Below are 16555 nucleotides of genomic sequence, written 5' to 3'. Positions count from 1 at the left end.
CGGGGCGAGGGAGGGCCATGGCCAGGCACAGCAAGCGCGATGTCAGCCACAACTGCGGACTCGACGCGGCGGTCGACGTGGTGGGCGGAAAGTGGAATCCGCTGCTCCTGTGGGTGCTGCACGACGGGACGTACCGCTTCGGCGAGCTCGGGCGCCGGGGCGACGGCGTCCCCGAGAAGGTCCTCGTCCAGCAGCTGCGCGAGCCGGAGACGGACGGGATCGTCCACCGCGAGGTCTACGGGGAGGTGCCGCCCCGGGTGGAGTACTCACTGGCCCCGCGCGGCCGGGCGCTCAACACGGCGCTCACCCCCTCGGGTGAGTGGGGTGCCGCACACATGGAGTGGATCCTGGATGTGAAGTCGCGCTCGCGCAGTGTGGCCTGAGCCGGTTTGCACCGCTCTGACCTGCACGGTCAAAGAAGCGTTTCGCCGCCGGGTCCCCCTTGGGGGTACCCGGCGGCGGTGTCTCCACCGTGCCCGGGTGGTTTCGGAGCGTAGTTTCGGCACGCCGTTGCACCCAGGACCACTTACGAAGGGTTATGGTGGAAACCCCCCCTCGGGCCGGTCCGTATCCCCCCCACGGACCGGCCCGTTTTTTCTTGGGACCGATCCGGCGCCGGTTCCTGTGAATCCGCTGTCAGTCGGCGATCACCTCGGTGATCAGCCGCGGACGGCCCAGATGTTGGTGCCCGCGGTGTCCACGGCGAAGGCGTCGATCTCCTTCAGCTCCTCGGCCGTCAGCGGCGGTCCGGCGAGCGCCGCCACGTTCTCCTCCAGCTGCTTCACGCTGGACGCGCCGATCAGCGCCGACGTCATCCGCGGGTCGCGCAGCACCCAGCAGATCGCCAGCTGGGCCAGCGACTGGCCGCGCCGGGAGGCGATGTCGTTCAGCCCGCCCAGACGGCGCAGCACCTCGTCGCTGAGCAGCTCCGGGTCGAGCGACTTGCCCTGGGTGGCCCGTGAGCCCTCCGGGATGCCCTTGAGGTACTTGTTGGTGAGCAGCCCCTGCGCCAGCGGCACGAAGGAGATGCAGCCCATCCCCGCCTCTTCGAGCGTGTCGAGCAGCCCGTCGTCCTCGGTCCAGCGGTTGATCATCGAGTACGACGGCTGGTGGATGAGCGCCGGGACGCCCATCTCCTTGAGGATCTGCGCCGCCTCGGCGGTCTGCTCGCTGTTGTACGAGGACACACCCACGTACAGCGCCTTGCCCTGCTGGACGGCGGACGCCAGCGCGCCCATCGTCTCCTCCAGCGGGGTCTCCGGGTCGAAGCGGTGCGAGTAGAAGATGTCGACGTGGTCGAGGCCCATCCGGCCCAGCGAGGCGTCCAGCGAGGACAGCAGGTACTTGCGGGAGCCCCACTCGCCGTAGGGCCCCGGGTGCATCAGATAGCCGGCCTTGGTGGAGATGATCAGCTCGTCCCGGTACGCCCGGAAGTCCTGGCCGAAGATCTTCCCGAAGTTGAGCTCGGCCGAGCCGGGCGGCGGGCCGTAGTTGTTGGCGAGGTCGAAGTGGGTGACGCCCAGGTCGAAGGCGCGGCGCAGGATCGCGCGCTGCGAGCCGAGGGAGCGGTCGTCGCCGAAGTTGTGCCACAGGCCCAGGGAGAGCGCGGGCAGCTTGAGGCCGCTGTGGCCGGTCCGCCGGTACTCCATGGAGTCGTAGCGGCCGTCGGCGGCCAGGTAGTGGAGGGGGAGTGATTCAGTCACGTTTCCCTGCTTATCACGGACTTGTGACAGGCCGAGTTGGGCCGCTGTGACCCGTCCGCAGTACTGTGCCTTCCTCGGGGATGCCCCCAGGCCCGTCAGGCACTGGGCGAGGGCCGTGCGATGCCGCGGCGGCCCCCGGAAGCAACGAGAGGGTGGAATCGGTGAACTTGCGCGACCTGGTGTACGGGCTCTACGCACGCCGGGTGGAGGGTCGCCTCGACCACGACCAGGTGCCCAAGCACATCGGCGTCATCCTGGACGGGAACAGACGCTGGGCCAAGGCCTCCGGCGGCAGCCCCGAACAGGGGCACCAGGCCGGCGCGAGCAAGATCCACGAGCTGCTCGGCTGGTGTGCCGAGACGGACGTCGAGGTCGTGACGCTCTGGATGCTGTCCACGGACAACCTGGACCGGCCCGACAACGAGCTGATCCCGCTCCTGGGCATCATCGAGGGCGTGGTGCGCGACCTGGCGGCGGACGGGCGCTGGCGCGTCCACCACGCCGGCACGATGGACCTGCTGCCCGCACGGACGCAGTCGGTGCTCAAGGAGGCCGAGCAGGCCACCCACGACGTCGGCGGCATACTCGTCAACGTCGCCGTGGGCTACGGCGGCCGCCAGGAGATCGCGGACGCGGTCCGCTCGCTGCTGCTCGACGCGGCGTCCAAGGGGACCAGCTTCGAGGAGCTGGCCGAGACCGTGGACATCGACAGCATCTCGGAGCACCTCTACACGCGCGGCCAGCCCGACCCGGACCTGGTGATCCGCACCAGCGGCGAGCAGCGGCTGTCCGGATTCATGCTGTGGCAGTCGGCCCACTCCGAGTACTACTTCTGCGAAGTGTTCTGGCCCGCCTTCCGCAAGGTGGACTTCCTGCGCGCCCTGCGCGACTACGCGGCACGCCACCGGCGCTACGGGAGCTGATCCGTCCCGTCATGCCCCACCACGTCACGATCCGTCCCCACGGGTCCTGACCGGGAGTCAATCCCGTTGGTCCCCACCAAGCGCATATGCCTGTGCATGGCCGCGCTTGTTCGAGGGAATACCCCCTCCAGTTGAACGGCCAGAAGTGGTCGCTCACCCGGGAGGCCCTTTGCACCAGGACGCACGTGCACAGTGCACGGACGGAGCGGAGGGCCGGCGCTCGGCCCGCGCATCGTGGCCACAGCCCGGCCCCCACCCCCGCGACGCCGTCGCACCCCGACCTCTTCCGAGGGGGTACGTCCTTCCGTGGTGACCAGCACAAAGCGCCGCATGCCCGACCGGCGCACCTACGTCCTCGACACCAGCGTCCTGCTGGCCGACCCCAAAGCCATGGCCCGGTTCGACGAGCACGAAGTGGTGCTCCCGATCGTCGTGGTCACGGAACTGGAGGCCAAGAGGCACCATCCGGAACTCGGCTATTTCGCCCGTCAGGCCCTGCGCCTGCTCGACGACTTCCGGGTCCGGTACGGACGCCTCGACGCTCCCATCCCGCTGGGCGACCTCGGCGGCACGCTCCGCGTCGAGCTCAACCATTCCGATCCCGGCGTGCTGCCCGCCGGCTACAGGTTGGGGGACAACGACTCAAGGATCCTCGCCGTCGCCCGCAATCTCCAGGCCGAGGGGTACGACGTCACCGTCGTCTCCAAGGACCTGCCGCTGCGGATCAAGGCGTCGTCGGTAGGCCTGCTCGCCGAGGAGTACCGGGCGGAACTGGCCATCACCGACTCGGGCTTCACCGGGATGTCCGAACTGTCGCTCTCGGGCGAACAGGTGGACCTTCTCTACGAGGAGGAGACGCTGTACGTGCCGGAGGCCGCGGGCCTGCCGGTGCACAACGGGCTTGTGCTCCAGTCCGAGCGCGGCAAGGCCCTGGGCCGCGTCACGGCCGACGGCAACGTCAAGCTCGTACGGGGCGACCGGGAGGCGTTCGGCCTGCGCGGCCGCAGCGCCGAGCAGCGCATCGCACTCGACCTGCTGCTCGACCCGGACGTCGGCATCGTGTCGATGGGCGGCCGGGCCGGCACCGGCAAGTCCGCGCTGGCCCTCTGCGCGGGCCTGGAGGCGGTCCTGGAGCGCCGCCAGCACAAGAAGGTGATGGTCTTCCGCCCGCTGTACGCGGTGGGCGGGCAGGAGCTCGGCTATCTGCCCGGCTCCGAGGCCGAGAAGATGGGCCCCTGGGCACAGGCGGTCTTCGACACGCTGTCGGCGGTCACCACGCGCGAGGTGATCGAGGAGGTGACGTCGCGCGGCATGCTGGAGGTCCTGCCGCTCACCCACATCCGCGGCCGCTCCCTGCACGACGCGTTCGTGATCGTGGACGAGGCCCAGTCGCTCGAACGGAACGTCCTGCTGACCGTGTTGTCCCGGATCGGGGCGAACTCACGGGTGGTGCTCACCCATGACGTGGCACAGCGGGACAATCTGCGGGTCGGCCGTTACGACGGAGTGGTCGCCGTCGTGGAGAAGCTGAAGGGCCATCCGCTCTTCGCACACGTCACCCTCACCCGCTCCGAGCGGTCGCAGATCGCCGCACTGGTGACCGAAATGCTGGAGGACGGCCAGATCTGATCCTGTACGTCCGAATTGGTGCCGCCCGGGAAGCCGTTGAGCTTAGCCGGGCGGCGCCTCTTTGTATGCCCGATCCGGCAAAACCCCTGGGGCGGAGGGGATGTGAGGTTTCACACCCAGGGAAGAATTGCCTTGCGGTGCCGCTCTCCGGCAGAGTCTTGCATCCGTCAGGCCCCGCATACGGCACACCTGTACCTCGTAACTCAATAACGTCGCCGTATGCCGCCCGAGCACCACGCGGCGCTCCCGCAAGGGAGTTGCCCACCGGGTCAGTTCCTCCCGTGACCTGAGCAGTTGGGAGGGGAGAGCCAGGGGCACGATTGCGTCCGTTCAGGTCACCAGTGCGGGCGCTGCTGGAAGGAAACCGTGTGAGCCGGATCTCGGTCCGGGGGTTCGCGGTGGCGTCAGCCACTGCGGTCACCACCGTCGGTGCTGTCGTGGGCGTTGCCTCTGGCGCGCCGCAGACCACCTCGAACGACGTCGAGGCGACCGCTGCCGACACGACGCTTCTTGCGGACATCCCCGCGGGCCAGCAGGCCCAGGTGCAGACCGCGTCCCTGACGCAGCAGGCGGACGCCCAGTCGGCCCAGGCGAGCGCCGCCGCGAAGAAGTCCGCCGAAGAGAGCGCACGCCTTCAGGCCGCCAAGGACGCCAAGTCCAAGAAGGAGTCGGCGGACGAGAAGGCGAAGGAGCGTGAGCAGGAGAAGGAGCAGGTCGCCAGCCGCTCCGCGACCCGCGACCCGTCTTCGTTCCCGCAGCAGAGTTCGTACACGGTGGAGCAGGTCAAGGCCATCGCCCGGCAGATCGTGCCGGCGGACCAGTTCCAGTGCTTCAGCAACATCGTGAACCACGAGTCGACCTGGAACTACCTCGCGGTCAACTCGGGTTCCGGCGCGTACGGCCTGGTCCAGGCGCTGCCCGGCTCCAAGATGTCCTCGGTGGGCGCCGACTGGCGGACCAACCCGGCGACCCAGATCAAGTGGGGCCTGAACTACATGAACTCCAGCTACCACAGCCCCTGTGGCGCGTGGACGTTCTGGCAGGCGAACACCTGGTACTAGGCCCGTGGGATCTTTACCGGTCCCGGCTGAACCTTTCGAGGCCCCTCACCGTCCTTCGGTGAGGGGCTTTGCCCGTGTACGGTCGGGTGACGACTCCGGGTGGGGGGAGTGGTGGGGACGCGCAGCGGGGGAAAGGGAAACGGCAGCATCATGTCGAAAGTGCCGGGGCTGCTCGGGGCGCTGGGCGCCGGTCTGACCCGTATGGGAGAGCGGCTGGACGAACGCCGCGTCGAGACCGAGGCGCGCGCCGACGCGGACGTGGGCCTGGACGAACCTGGCAACCCCGCGAGCAGTGACGATTCGGCAGCAGTTCCTCCGCAGGCGCCCGCCGCTGAGGACACCGCCTCCGCCAACGGCGCCGCGTCCGCCCCCCAGGTCCCCGACCACGTCCCCGCGCCGCCTGCCTACGCCCCCGCCGTCGCCGCGCGGCCCGACCCCGTGGCCGCCGTGCCGTGGGGGATGCGGGTCGCCGCCGAGATCGGGTGGCGCCTCCTGGTGCTCGCGGGCACGCTCTGGGTGCTGATGCGGGTCATCAGTGCCGTACGGCTCGTGGTCCTCGCGTTCGTCGCCGCGCTGTTCATCACCGCGCTGCTCCAGCCGACCGTCTCCCGCCTCAGGCGGATGGGGCTGCCCAGGGCCCTGGCGACCGCCGTGACCGCGATCTCGGGCTTCATCGTGATGGGCCTGATCGGCTGGTTCGTGGTCTGGCAGGTCATGGACAACCTGGACACGCTCTCCGAAAAGGTCAGGGCGGGCATCGAGGAGCTCAAACGCTGGCTCCTCAACAGCCCGTTCCACGTCACCGAGGACCAGATCAACCAGGTCGCCAAGAACCTCAGCGACACCATCGGCCACAACACCAACGAGATCACCTCGGCGGGCCTCCAGGGCGTGACCGTCCTCGTCGAAATCCTCACCGGCATCCTGCTCGCGATGTTCTCGACGCTCTTCCTCCTCTACGACGGGAAGAACATCTGGCGGTGGGTGCTGCGGCTGGTCCCGGAGCAGGCCCGGCCGGCGATGGAGGGAGCCGGGCCGCGCGCCTGGCGCACGCTCACCGCGTATGTGCGGGGCACGGTGATAGTGGCCCTGATCGACGCGATCTTCATCGGCCTGGGGATCTACTTCTTGCACGTCCCCATGGCCGTACCGCTCGCCGTCTTCATCTTCCTGTTCGCCTTCATCCCGCTGGTGGGCGCGGTGATCTCGGGAGCGCTCGCGGTGGTGGTCGCGCTGGTCACCGAGGGCGTGTTCACGGCGGTGATGGTGCTGGCCGTGGTGCTCCTGGTGCAGCAGATCGAGGGGCATGTGCTCCAGCCGTTCATCCTGGGCCGCGCGGTCCGAGTCCACCCGCTCGCCGTGGTCCTCTCGGTCGCCGCGGGCGGCCTGATCGGCGGCATCGGCGGCTCGGTGGTGGCCGTACCGCTGGTGGCGGTGACCAACACGGTGGTCGGCTATCTGCGCGCGACCGCCAAGGAGAACGCCCTGCGGGCGGCGGTCGAGCCGGAGAAGACCGCCGGGGCCGCGCCGGAGCCGGTCGCCCCGCCGGGGCCGCCCGAGCCCGCGGCCGCGTCCGCGGCCGTGGAGAAGTAGCGCACGCGAGAGGGGCCCCGCCGACGGTGTGTCGGCGGGGCCCCTCTCGCGTACGGCTGTACGGGGTACTACTCGGCCAGCACGGCCTCGGCGTCCAGCGTGACGCCCACGGCCTGGATCACCGAAGCGATCTTGAAGGCCTCCTGGACCGTCTCGCGGTCGACACCGGCCTTGCGCAGGACCTGCTCGTGCGAGTCCAGGCACTGGCCGCAGCCGTTGACCGCGGAGACGGCCAGCGACCACAGCTCGAAGTCGACCTTCTCCACACCCGGGTTGCCGATGACGTTCATCCGCAGACCGGCCCGCAGCGTGCCGTACTCCGGGTCGGAGAGCAGGTGGCGGGTGCGGTAGAAGACGTTGTTCATCGCCATGACCGCGGCAGCGGCCTTGGCGGCGGTGTACGCCTCGGGGGAGAGGTTGGCCTTCGCCTCGGGCTCCAGCTCGCGCAGGACCTTCGGCGAGCGCGAGGCGATGGCGCAGGCGAGGACGGTGCCCCACAGCTGCTGGGCCGGGAGCTCGCTGTTGCCGATGACCGAGCCGAGGTTCAGCTTCAGGTCCTTGGCGTAGTCCGGGAGAGCGGACTTCAGTTCGTCGAGAGCCATGTCAGATCAGTCCGTTCACTCGCCGGAGAGCAGCGCGACCGGGTCCAGGGTGTTCTCGCCCTTGGTCCAGTTGCACGGGCACAGCTCGTCGGTCTGCAGGGCGTCGAGGACCCGCAGGACCTCCTTGGGGTTACGGCCCACGGAACCGGCGGTCACCATCGTGAACTGGATCTCGTTGTTCTGGTCGACGATGAAGACGGCGCGCTGCGCGAAGCCGTCTTCGCCCTCGATGCCGAGGTCACGCATGAGCTCGTGCTTCGAGTCGGCCAGCATCGGGAAGGGCAGGTCGGTCAGGTCCGGGTGGTCCTTGCGCCAGGCGTGGTGCACGAACTCGGAGTCGCCGGAGAAGCCGAGGACCTGGGCGTCACGGTCGGCGAACTCGTCGTTCAGCTTGCCGAAAGCGGCGATCTCGGTCGGGCACACGAAGGTGAAGTCCTTGGGCCACGCGAAGACGATCTTCCACTTGCCCTCGTAGGTCTTGTGGTTGATCTGCTCGAACTCCTTGCCGCTTTCCAGCGACACGCAGGCGGTCAGGTCGAACTCGGGGAACTTGTCACCGACAGTGAGCACGCGCTCTCCTTGCGATCGGGAAGGGTCCTTTTTGGGGGCTTCCCTGGGGGTTGGACGGATTACGGATGGTGCCACAGGAGTCATTGATCAGGGAAATAGCTAGACTCGGTCATCGTGATCGGAGGTGCTTATCAGTGGCTATAAGTAATGGTGCGGGCGGGGCGGGCGCGGCGCCCGGGAATCAGCGGGGCCGGACGGCTGTGAAGTCCGTCAAACAGCCGAGCCTGGCGCAGCTGCGGGCGTTCGCGGCGGTGGCCGAGCATCTGCACTTCCGGGACGCGGCGGCGGCGATCGGAATGAGCCAGCCCGCGCTGTCCGGGGCGGTCTCCGCGCTGGAGGAGGCGCTGGGGGTGCAGCTCCTGGAGCGCACCACGCGCCGGGTGCTCCTGTCGCCCGCCGGGGAACGCCTCGCGGTGCGGGCGAAGGCGGTCCTGGACGCGGTGGGGTCGCTCCTGGAGGAGGCCGAGGCGGTACGGGCACCGTTCACCGGGGTGCTGCGGCTCGGGGTGATCCCGACGGTGGCGCCGTATCTGCTGCCGACGGTGCTGCGGCTGGTCCACGACCGGTACCCGGAGCTGGACCTCCAGGTCCACGAGGAGCAGACGTCGTCGCTGCTCGACGGGCTGGCGGCGGGGCGCCTGGACGTCCTGCTCCTGGCGGTCCCGCTGGGCGTGCCCGGGGTGACCGAACTCCCGCTCTTCGACGAGGACTTCGTGCTGGTCATGCCGCAGGAGCACTGGCTGGGCGGGCGTACGGACGTGCCGCGCGAGGCCCTGCGCGAGCTGGACCTCCTGCTGCTGGACGAGGGCCACTGCCTGCGCGACCAGGCGCTCGACATCTGCCGGGAGGCGGGGCGGGAGGAGGGGGCGGCCGTGACCACGACCGCCGCGGGCCTGTCCACGCTGGTGCAGCTGGTGGCGGGCGGGCTGGGGGTGACGTTGCTGCCGCGTACGGCTCTGCGGGTGGAGACGTCCCGTAACGACCGCCTGGTCACCGGGTACTTCGCGGATCCGGCTCCCTCGCGGCGGGTGGCTCTGGCGATCCGCTCGGGTGCGGCGCGGCAGGGGGAGTTCGAGGAGTTCGCGGGGGCGTTGAGGGGGGCGCTGGGGGTGTTGCCGGTGCGGTTGTGCCCCTCCCCGCCCGTTCCCTAAACCCTCCGGGGGCGGGGGTGGGTGGGGGTGGGTTTCCCGGGGTCCACGCCCCCGGCCCCCTGGCGGGCTGCACCCCGCTTCGAGGCTCCGCCCCGTATCCCGTTCGTCTGCAAGCCGGTGGGGGCTGATCGCGCAGTTCCCCGCGCCCCTGGGGGGTTGGGGGTATCCGGTGCCGATACCCCGTCCCCTCAGGGGCGCGGGGAACTGCGCCACCGGCCAGCCATGGTCCGCAGGCGAACAACGCCCCCGAACAACGCCCCCCGGGGCCTCGTGGAGCCGCGCCCCCGTCCCCTCAAGGGGCGCGGGGAACTGCGCGCCCAGCCAGCCACGGTCCGCAGACAAACCCCGGGCCAAAAGGGGCCGCGGGGAACTGCGCGCCCAGCCACAGCCAGCCCGCAGGCGAAACGCACCGCCCCCCCCCGGAGGGGCCCCCTCCGGGGGCACGCGAAACGCACCGCCCCCCCGGAGGGGCCCCCACCGGCCCGCACGCGAAACCGCGCCCCGCAGTGCCTTACTCCGTTCGCAACCCGTCCGGCCGCATCAACCTCCACAGCGGTGGCAACGACAGAGCCGTCACCAGGAGCACCACGGCCCCGCCGATCCCCACCATCCCCGCCACCGACGGCCAGTCGATGTGGATCGGGTGGCCGACCATGCGGAGCAGGACCGCTCCCAGGCCCAGGCCCACGCCCGCCGCCAGGGTGAGGCCCAGGGCCACCGGGACGGCTGTCTGCCACAGGACCGACCAGCTCAGGGTCGTGCGGCGGGTGCCGAAGGCGACCAGGGACGAGAGCAGGCGCTTGCGTTCGCGCAGTTGCTCCAGCATGGAGACCAGCAGGCTGGTGCCGATCAGCAGCAGGACCGCGGCGGCGCCGATGTACAGACCGCGCCGCGCCCCCGCGAACCTCGCCGCCGTCTTGAGGTCGTTGAGCTGCCGCGCCTGCGTGAACGGGTCCGCCGCCCAGGCCGCGTTCAGGACCCGGTCGGCCACCAGCGCGTCGCCCGGCCGCGTCGTCACGTACGTCGTGTAGTACACCCGTGCCTTCGTGAGCTTGCGTATCGCTCCCGGCGTGGCCAGCAGGCCGCCGCGCTTGAAGCCCATCGGGTCCGTCCGGGCCGGGACCGTGCGCGCGTCGCGCGGCACCGTGTACGCGATCTCCGTCTCCTTGCGGTCTGCGCCGTCCGCCGGGGAGAAGTACAGCTTCGCGCCCGCCGCCGCACCCTGGCCGAACGTGCCGCCGGTCGCCACGAACACGTCGCCGTCCTTGCACGAGGTCAGCTCGCCCACCTCGCGCAGGGCCCGGCAGTCGCCCACCGCCATCTCGACGTACTGCTGACTGTCCGGGTCCGGCGTCCTCGTGTGCAGGCCGATGTTCCCCAGCGTCGTCGTGCCCGTCACGCCCGGTACCGCCCTCAAGTTCTCCTCTCGGCGCGCCTGTTCGGCCTTGGACAGGTTCGAGGACACCGGGACGACCATCTGGGCCCGGGCCGTGTCCTCGCCGCTGGACGTCACGTAGTCGCCCTCGATGCCGCTGAAGAGCATCTGCAGCGCGATCGCCCCGGCCACCGCCACCGCGATGCCGTTCACCAGGCGGGCCGCGGTGCCCGAGTTCAACTGGAGTCGGCGGACGGCCAGTTGCCAGCCGACCCCGCCGCCGCCGAGCCGCCGCACCACCGTCTCGATCAGCCACGGCAGCAGCGCCGACACGCCGATGAGCAGCAGGACCGTACCGCTGATCACCTGGGTCTGGTTGTAGAAGCCGGTGTCGCGGCCCTTGTCGAACATCGGCACGAGGAGGCCGAGTCCGACCACCGGCAGCAGCAGACGCCACCACAGGCGCCGCGGGCGCGGCACCGACGTCCGTACGACACCGAGCGGTTCGATGACCACACCGCGCAGCGCGAACAGCGTCACTCCGACCGCCGCCGCCGGCACCGCCACTCCCACCAGGAGCGCCAGGCCCGCGCTGGGGTTCAGGTCGGAGGGGAAGACGTTGAGCCGGGCGATCGTGACCTCGCCCACGTACTGGCGGGCGATCAGGAAGAACACCGTGCCGAGGGCGAGTCCCAGGAGCGAGCCCGCCAGTGCCTCGCCCGCCGCGATCCAGCGGGTCATCCGGCTGTCCGCGCCGACCAGGCGCAGCGCCGCGAGGCGCTTGTCGCGCCGGTCGCCGCCGAAGCGGACGGCCGCCGCGATGAAGACCGCGACCGGCAGCAGCAGCACCACGAAGATGATCACGATGAGCAGGGCCAGGATCGGGTCGATCGGCTCGCCCGCCTTCTTGTCCGGGAAGGTCTTGATCCGCTCGACGTCGGCCTGGTCGGAGGACAGCGCCTTGTGGCCCTTGAGGGCGTCGCTGCCCGCGTAGTAGGCGAGTTCGTGCGGGCCCAGCAGGCCCGCGTTCCCGATCGTGCCGGTGATCTTGTACGGGACGCGCTCGCGCAGCAGTGTGCCGCCGGGCGACGCCAGCAGGTCGCGCAGCTCGGGCGAGACCACCATCGTGCCGGGCGCGGGCAGCGCGGACAGACCCGGCGGCACCGGCGCCCGGTCGCCCTCGGGCTGCAGCAGCCGGCCGCGGATGTCGTCACCGCCGAAGACCGTGTCGGTACGGGCGATCAGCATGGTGTCGGCGGCCGCGGGCGTCTGCTGCCCGGCGCCGTAGTCGTTGCGCGCGTTGTCGCGGGCGTCCCGCGCCGAGAGCGCGCCCGGCAGGGCGGTGGTGGCGAGCAGGAGCGCCACGCCGAGGCCGACGCCGATCGCCGTCATCAGCGTGCGCGTCCACCCCTCGCGGCCGCCGGTGAGCGCGAACTTGGCACCCAGGGAGAGATCGCGGAGCCTGTTCATATGGCGTGCCTGTTCATACGGAGTGCTCCAGCATCATGTCGCGGGACTTTCCGTCGCGTACGACGATCTCCCGATCGGAGTAGGCGGCGACCCGGGCCTCGTGGGTGACCAGGACGACCGCCGCGTTGGCGGACCGGGCCGCCTCGGTGAGCAGCTGCATCACGCGCTCGCCGTTGAGCGAGTCGAGGGCGCCGGTCGGCTCGTCCGCGAAGATCACCCGGGGTGAGGTGACCAGCGAGCGGGCCACCGCGACGCGCTGGCCCTGGCCGCCGGAGACCTCGCCGGGCCGCTTGTTCCCGAGGTCGTCGACCTCCAGGCGTTCCATCCACGACAGCGCCGTGCGCTCGGCCTCCTTGCGGCGTACCCCGGTCAGCCGCAGCGGCAGGGCCACGTTCTCCGTACAGGTCAGCTCGGGGACGAGCTGGCCGAACTGGAAGACGAAGCCGAACTCGCTGCGGCGCAGCGCGCTGCGCTCCGCGTCCTTCATCGACGACAGCTCACGGCCGTTGTAGAGGATCGTCCCCGAGTCGGGCGTGACGATCCCGGCCAGGCAGTGCAGCAGCGTCGACTTGCCCGAGCCGGACGGGCCCATGACGGCGACGACCTCGCCGGGGTGGATGGAGAACTCCGCGCCGTCGAGGGCGGGCGTGGACCCGTACGACTTGCGCAGGTCCTTGGCGAGGAGCAGGGAGCCGGCGGGCGTCATGCGCGTACCTCCGTGGCGAGCTGGTCGAGGCGGGCGGCGGTCAGCTCCAGCCAGCGCAGGTCCGCCTCCAGGTGGAACAGGGCGTGGTCGCAGATCAGCTGGTCGGAGAGGTCGCCGCGGCGCTTGCGGTCGGTGAGGATGCGCATCAGCCGCAGGTGCTCGGCGCGCTGGGTGTCGAGCAGGTCCCCGGCGCTGCGGCCGGTGAGCAGGGCGAGGACGACCTTGGTGTAGAGCGTCGACTGGAGGTACGGCTCGGGCTTCTCCGGCTGCTTGAGCCAGGCCTCGACGTCGGTGATGCCGGCCTCGGTGATCGCGTACCGCTTGCGCTCGGGGCCGCCGCCGGCCTCCACGCCGTCGACCTCCACGAGGCCGTTCTTCAGTAGGCGCGACATGGTCGAGTAGACCTGCCCGTAGTGCAGCGGGCGGTCGTGCCCGAACTTCTCGTCGAAGGCGCGCTTGAGGTCGTACCCATGGCGCGGGCCCGACTCAAGGAGTCCGAGGAGGGTGTGGCCGATGGACATGCTCAGATGCCTTTCTGCTGTACGTCTGCGGAGGGTGGTCGGGTCACTCGGTACGGAGGCCGTCGGGGCGCATCAGGCGCCACAGCGGGGGCAGGCTGAGCAGCGTCACCACCAGGACGGCGACGGTACCGGTGCCCGCCAGCGGCAGGAAAAGCCACCAGTCGGTGACCTCCTTGCCGACCATGTCGAGCAGGGCCACGCCCAGCGCGGTGCCGCCCGCGACCGCGAGCACGACCCCGAGGACGACCGGCACGGCGGTCTGCCACAGCACGGACAGGGCGAGCGAGGAGCGCCGGGTGCCGAACGCGACCAGGACCGAGAGCAGCCTGCGGCGCTCGCGCAGCTGCTCGATCTGCGAGACGAGCAGGCTCAGCGCGATCAGCAGCATGGTGGCGATCGCCCCGGTCCGCAGCCCGCGCTGGACACTGGCGTACTGCTTGTCGCGCTCGATGTTGTCGATGGTGCGCACGGTCATGGCCGGGTCGATGGCGGCGGCCGTGTTGCGTACGTACTCGGCGGCGTCCGGCACCGCACGGTCCACCCTGATCATGGCTCTGGTCTCGGCCGACGGGAGCTTGGTGACGTCGACGGCGCCGGGGGTGGCGAAGATGCCGTACCGGTGCTCGCCCATCGGGTCGGGCCGGGAGACGACCGGGCGGGCCGACTTGGGCAGCGTCCACAGGTACGGCTTCACCGAGGAGTCGTAGTCGGAGGTGGTGTCGAGGTTGACCGCCTCGCCGGGCCGCGCGGTCTCGTCCACCCATGCGCTGAGCCGCTTGTCGTCCGCGGGGTGGACGACGAAGGTGTCGCCGTCCCGGCAGGAGCCGATGCGGGCGAGCTCCGCGAGCGTGGCGCAGTCGCCCACGGCCAGGGTGGTGGTGGGCCGGATCTGGCTCCCGGTGTAGTGGCCCGGCCGCGTCGCATAGGTCTCGACCGTGCCGATCACCGCCTCGACGCCCGTGGTGGCGCGGAAGTCGTGGATCATCCGCTGGGCGCGCTCGCCGCTCGGGAAGTTCGCCGTGACGTCGACCTGGGCGCGGCTGGGGTCCTGGTCGGTGGTGCGGACGAAGTCGGCGTGGATGCCGGTGGTCATCATCTGGAGCGAGATGGCGCCCGCCACCGCCACGGTGATCCCGGCGACGGCCCGGCTCGCGGTGCCGCCGCCGAGCTGGAGCCTGCGTACGGCCAGCTGCCAGGCGACCGGGCCGCCGCGCAGCCGGGCGACCGCCGCCTCCACCAGCCACGGCAGCAGCGTCGCGAGACCGGTCAGGGTGAGGATCGCGCCCAGGGCGACCAGGTTCGGGGCGGTGACGCTGACGCCCCCGTCCACGCCCGCCTTGGGGGAGAGGGCGAGGACGGTGACCCCGGCCACGGGCAGCAGCAGCCGCCACCACAGCCTGCGCCCGCGGGGCTTGGCGGCCCGGACGACGCCCAGCGGCTCGACGGCCACCGAGCGCATCGTGAAGAGGGTGACCACGACGGCCGCGAGCGGCACGGCGAGCAGCACGAGCACGGCGAGCGCGGGGTCCGGGGTGAAGTCGGCGGGGAAGGCGGCGAAGTTCCAGAAGCGGAAGCCGCCGATGAGTTCGCGGCCGAAGAGGAAGAGGACCGCTCCGAGCAGCAGGCCGAGTGCCGAGCCCGCGAGCGCCTCACCGGCCGCGATCCAGCGGGTCATCCCGGTGTCGGCGCCGACCAGGCGCAGCGCCGCGAGCCGCTTGTCGCGGCGCTCGCCGCCGAACCGTACGGCGGTGGCGATGAAGATGATCACCGGCAGCAGCAGCACCACGCAGGCCACCGCGGTGAGCGCCATCAGGACCGGGTTGAGCGGCAGCTTCACGACCTCGCCGCCGAACGCGTTGGTGCGAAGGGCGCCGCCCGCCTGGCTGAGGGTGGAGCTGCCCGCGTAGAAGAAGAGCTCGGTGGGGTCGAGGAGCCCGGCGTCGCCGATGCTCGCGGTGACCTTGTACGGGAGCCGCCGGCGCAGCAGCTCGCCCTTCGGCGAGTCGAGCAGCTCGCGCAGGGCGGGCGAGGCGGCCATCTCGCCGGGGCCGGGCAGGGCGCCCAGACCGGGCGGCACGGCGGGGTGCCTGCCCTCGGGGCGCAGCAGGAGTCCGCCGAGGGACTCGCCGCGGTACTGGGTGCCCACCATGTCGAAGAGCACCGAGCTGTCGGAGAGCTCGAACGGCTTCTTGCTGCCGGAGGCGGCGGGCGTCCGGGCGTCGCCGCGCGCGCTGCTCGCCTGGTTGACGTGCGGGATCGACGCCGCCGCGAAGAGCAGCGCGACCCCGAGCCCGACGCCGAGCGCGGTCAGCAGCGTACGGACCCAGCCCTCGCGGCCGCCGGTGAAGGCGAACTTGGCGCCGAGCGCCAGCTCGCGGACGCGGCGGCTCACCGCGTACCGGCCGGGGCGGGCGTGAGGGCGCGGGAGCGGCCGTCGCGGACGGTGATCTCACGGTCCGAGTAGGCGGCGACCCGGGTGTCGTGGGTGACCAGGACCACGGCCGCGCCGGTGTCCCGGGCGGCCTCGGTGAACAGCCGCATCACCAGCTCGCCGCTGAGCGAGTCCAGGGCGCCGGTCGGCTCGTCCGCGAAGACCACGCGGGGCGCGGTGACCAGGGCGCGGGCGACGGCGGCGCGCTGGCCCTGGCCGCCGGATATCCGGTCGGGCCGCCGCCGGGCGACCGAGTCGACCTCCAGGCGCTCCAGCCAGTGCATCGCCGCGCGGTCGGCGTCCTTGCGGCGCACCCCGTCGAGCCGCAGCGGCAGCGCCACGTTCTCGGCGCAGGTGAGCTCGGGCACGAGCTGGCCGAACTGGAACACGAACCCGAAGTCGCGGCGGCGCAGGGCCGAGCGCCGGGTGTCGTTCATCGCGGTCACATCGCGCCCGTCGTACGTGATGGTCCCCGCGTCGGGCCGGACGATCCCGGCGAGACAGTGCAGCAGTGTGGACTTCCCGGACCCCGAGGGCCCCATGACGGCGACGATCTCACCGGGGGAGAGAGAGAAGTCCGCGCCGTCGAGGGCGGGCGTGGAGCCGAAGGCCTTGCGCAGCCCGCTCGCGCTGAGCAGGGGGCCGGACGACGGGCCGGATGACGAGCCGAGTGACATGAGGAGGACTATACGCACTAGGTATACGCGATGTGTATACCCCTGGTGCATAGCACCGAGGGGAACATGACATTCCCATGCAAAAAAGGGCAGGATCCTGGGTTCTGGCAACCCTCAGGGCCATTTGTCAGTCGGTTCCCATG

14 protein-coding genes are annotated in these 16555 nt (G+C 71.0%); 6 read left to right on the top strand and 8 right to left on the bottom strand.

Annotated elements, in window-relative coordinates:
• The first annotated feature begins 17 nt into the window (after positions 1 to 17).
• Positions 18 to 383: a winged helix-turn-helix transcriptional regulator gene (locus ACZ499_RS23850; protein WP_468677725.1), complete on the top strand. Its 366-nt coding sequence runs from the start codon at positions 18 to 20 to the stop codon at positions 381 to 383.
• Positions 384 to 659: 276 nt separating this feature from the next.
• Here ACZ499_RS23850 and mgrA read toward each other — a convergent pair whose 3' ends face one another.
• A complete protein-coding gene (mgrA, locus tag ACZ499_RS23845) occupies positions 660 to 1703 on the bottom strand; it encodes an L-glyceraldehyde 3-phosphate reductase (RefSeq protein WP_468677723.1) in 1044 nt (347 codons plus the stop codon).
• A gap of 161 nt (positions 1704 to 1864) precedes the next feature.
• On the opposite strand from mgrA, the gene ACZ499_RS23840 reads away from it, so the two are divergent.
• From ACZ499_RS23840 to ACZ499_RS23825, 4 genes are all read left to right on the top strand, one after another.
• Complete coding sequence (locus ACZ499_RS23840; RefSeq protein ID WP_385549795.1) at positions 1865 to 2626, top strand: isoprenyl transferase; 762 nt, start codon at positions 1865 to 1867, stop codon at positions 2624 to 2626.
• Between the two features lie 306 nt (positions 2627 to 2932).
• Entirely contained in the window at positions 2933 to 4255 is a 1323-nt protein-coding gene (locus tag ACZ499_RS23835) for a PhoH family protein (protein WP_468677721.1), read from the top strand.
• A gap of 368 nt (positions 4256 to 4623) precedes the next feature.
• Positions 4624 to 5316: an aggregation-promoting factor C-terminal-like domain-containing protein gene (locus tag ACZ499_RS23830; protein WP_468410660.1), complete on the top strand. Its 693-nt coding sequence runs from the start codon at positions 4624 to 4626 to the stop codon at positions 5314 to 5316.
• A gap of 150 nt (positions 5317 to 5466) precedes the next feature.
• The gene (locus ACZ499_RS23825) at positions 5467 to 6909 is read left to right on the top strand and encodes an AI-2E family transporter (protein WP_468677718.1); all 1443 of its coding nucleotides are present in this window, start codon (positions 5467 to 5469) and stop codon (positions 6907 to 6909) included.
• 68 nt (positions 6910 to 6977) lie between these two features.
• Here ACZ499_RS23825 and ACZ499_RS23820 read toward each other — a convergent pair whose 3' ends face one another.
• Together ACZ499_RS23820 and ACZ499_RS23815 are read right to left on the bottom strand one after the other, a co-directional pair.
• Positions 6978 to 7511 carry an alkyl hydroperoxide reductase gene (locus tag ACZ499_RS23820; RefSeq protein WP_468677717.1) on the bottom strand — a complete coding sequence of 178 codons (534 nt, stop codon included), beginning with the start codon at positions 7509 to 7511 and terminating at the stop codon, positions 6978 to 6980.
• 15 nt (positions 7512 to 7526) lie between these two features.
• Positions 7527 to 8081 (bottom strand): peroxiredoxin, encoded by a 555-nt coding sequence (locus tag ACZ499_RS23815; protein WP_329159042.1) that lies wholly within the window; start codon positions 8079 to 8081, stop codon positions 7527 to 7529.
• 200 nt (positions 8082 to 8281) lie between these two features.
• Between ACZ499_RS23815 and ACZ499_RS23810 the strand changes: the two genes are divergently transcribed.
• Complete coding sequence (locus ACZ499_RS23810; RefSeq protein ID WP_468410854.1) at positions 8282 to 9232, top strand: LysR substrate-binding domain-containing protein; 951 nt, start codon at positions 8282 to 8284, stop codon at positions 9230 to 9232.
• A gap of 511 nt (positions 9233 to 9743) precedes the next feature.
• Here ACZ499_RS23810 and ACZ499_RS23805 read toward each other — a convergent pair.
• From ACZ499_RS23805 to ACZ499_RS23785, 5 genes are read right to left on the bottom strand one after another with little or no spacing between them, the layout of a single operon-like run.
• Positions 9744 to 12077, bottom strand: a complete 2334-nt coding sequence (locus ACZ499_RS23805) for an ABC transporter permease (RefSeq protein WP_468677713.1) — start codon at positions 12075 to 12077, stop codon at positions 9744 to 9746.
• Positions 12078 to 12090: 13 nt separating this feature from the next.
• The gene (locus tag ACZ499_RS23800; RefSeq protein WP_385540326.1) at positions 12091 to 12783 is read right to left on the bottom strand and encodes an ABC transporter ATP-binding protein; all 693 of its coding nucleotides are present in this window, start codon (positions 12781 to 12783) and stop codon (positions 12091 to 12093) included.
• On the bottom strand, positions 12780 to 13304 hold the full coding sequence (locus ACZ499_RS23795; RefSeq protein ID WP_190089936.1) for a PadR family transcriptional regulator: 525 nt from the start codon (positions 13302 to 13304) through the stop codon (positions 12780 to 12782). The genes ACZ499_RS23800 and ACZ499_RS23795 overlap by 4 nt, the downstream gene beginning before the upstream one ends.
• Positions 13305 to 13347: 43 nt before the next feature.
• The gene (locus ACZ499_RS23790; protein WP_468677709.1) at positions 13348 to 15696 is read right to left on the bottom strand and encodes an FtsX-like permease family protein; all 2349 of its coding nucleotides are present in this window, start codon (positions 15694 to 15696) and stop codon (positions 13348 to 13350) included.
• Positions 15693 to 16412, bottom strand: a complete 720-nt coding sequence (locus ACZ499_RS23785) for an ABC transporter ATP-binding protein (RefSeq protein WP_468677708.1) — start codon at positions 16410 to 16412, stop codon at positions 15693 to 15695. Before ACZ499_RS23785 ends, ACZ499_RS23790 begins: the two co-directional genes overlap by 4 nt.
• Between the last annotated feature and the right edge of the window lie 143 nt (positions 16413 to 16555).

Source organism: Streptomyces sp. NPDC031265 (assembly GCF_055570295.1).
The sequence above is the reverse complement of the archived record's forward strand: the minus strand, read 5'-3'. Positions and strand labels throughout refer to the sequence as shown.

What these genes read in the sequence shown, in the direction of transcription:
- ACZ499_RS23850 (WP_468677725.1), top strand. Translation starts at nt 18, where the DNA reads ATGGCCAGGCACAGCAAGCGCGATGTCAGCCACAACTGCGGACTCGAC.
- ACZ499_RS23805 (WP_468677713.1), bottom strand. Translation starts at nt 12,077, where the DNA reads ATGAACAGGCTCCGCGATCTCTCCCTGGGTGCCAAGTTCGCGCTCACC.
- ACZ499_RS23795 (WP_190089936.1), bottom strand. Translation starts at nt 13,304, where the DNA reads ATGTCCATCGGCCACACCCTCCTCGGACTCCTTGAGTCGGGCCCGCGC.
- ACZ499_RS23800 (WP_385540326.1), bottom strand. Translation starts at nt 12,783, where the DNA reads ATGACGCCCGCCGGCTCCCTGCTCCTCGCCAAGGACCTGCGCAAGTCG.
- ACZ499_RS23825 (WP_468677718.1), top strand. Translation starts at nt 5,467, where the DNA reads ATGTCGAAAGTGCCGGGGCTGCTCGGGGCGCTGGGCGCCGGTCTGACC.
- ACZ499_RS23785 (WP_468677708.1), bottom strand. Translation starts at nt 16,412, where the DNA reads ATGTCACTCGGCTCGTCATCCGGCCCGTCGTCCGGCCCCCTGCTCAGC.
- ACZ499_RS23820 (WP_468677717.1), bottom strand. Translation starts at nt 7,511, where the DNA reads ATGGCTCTCGACGAACTGAAGTCCGCTCTCCCGGACTACGCCAAGGAC.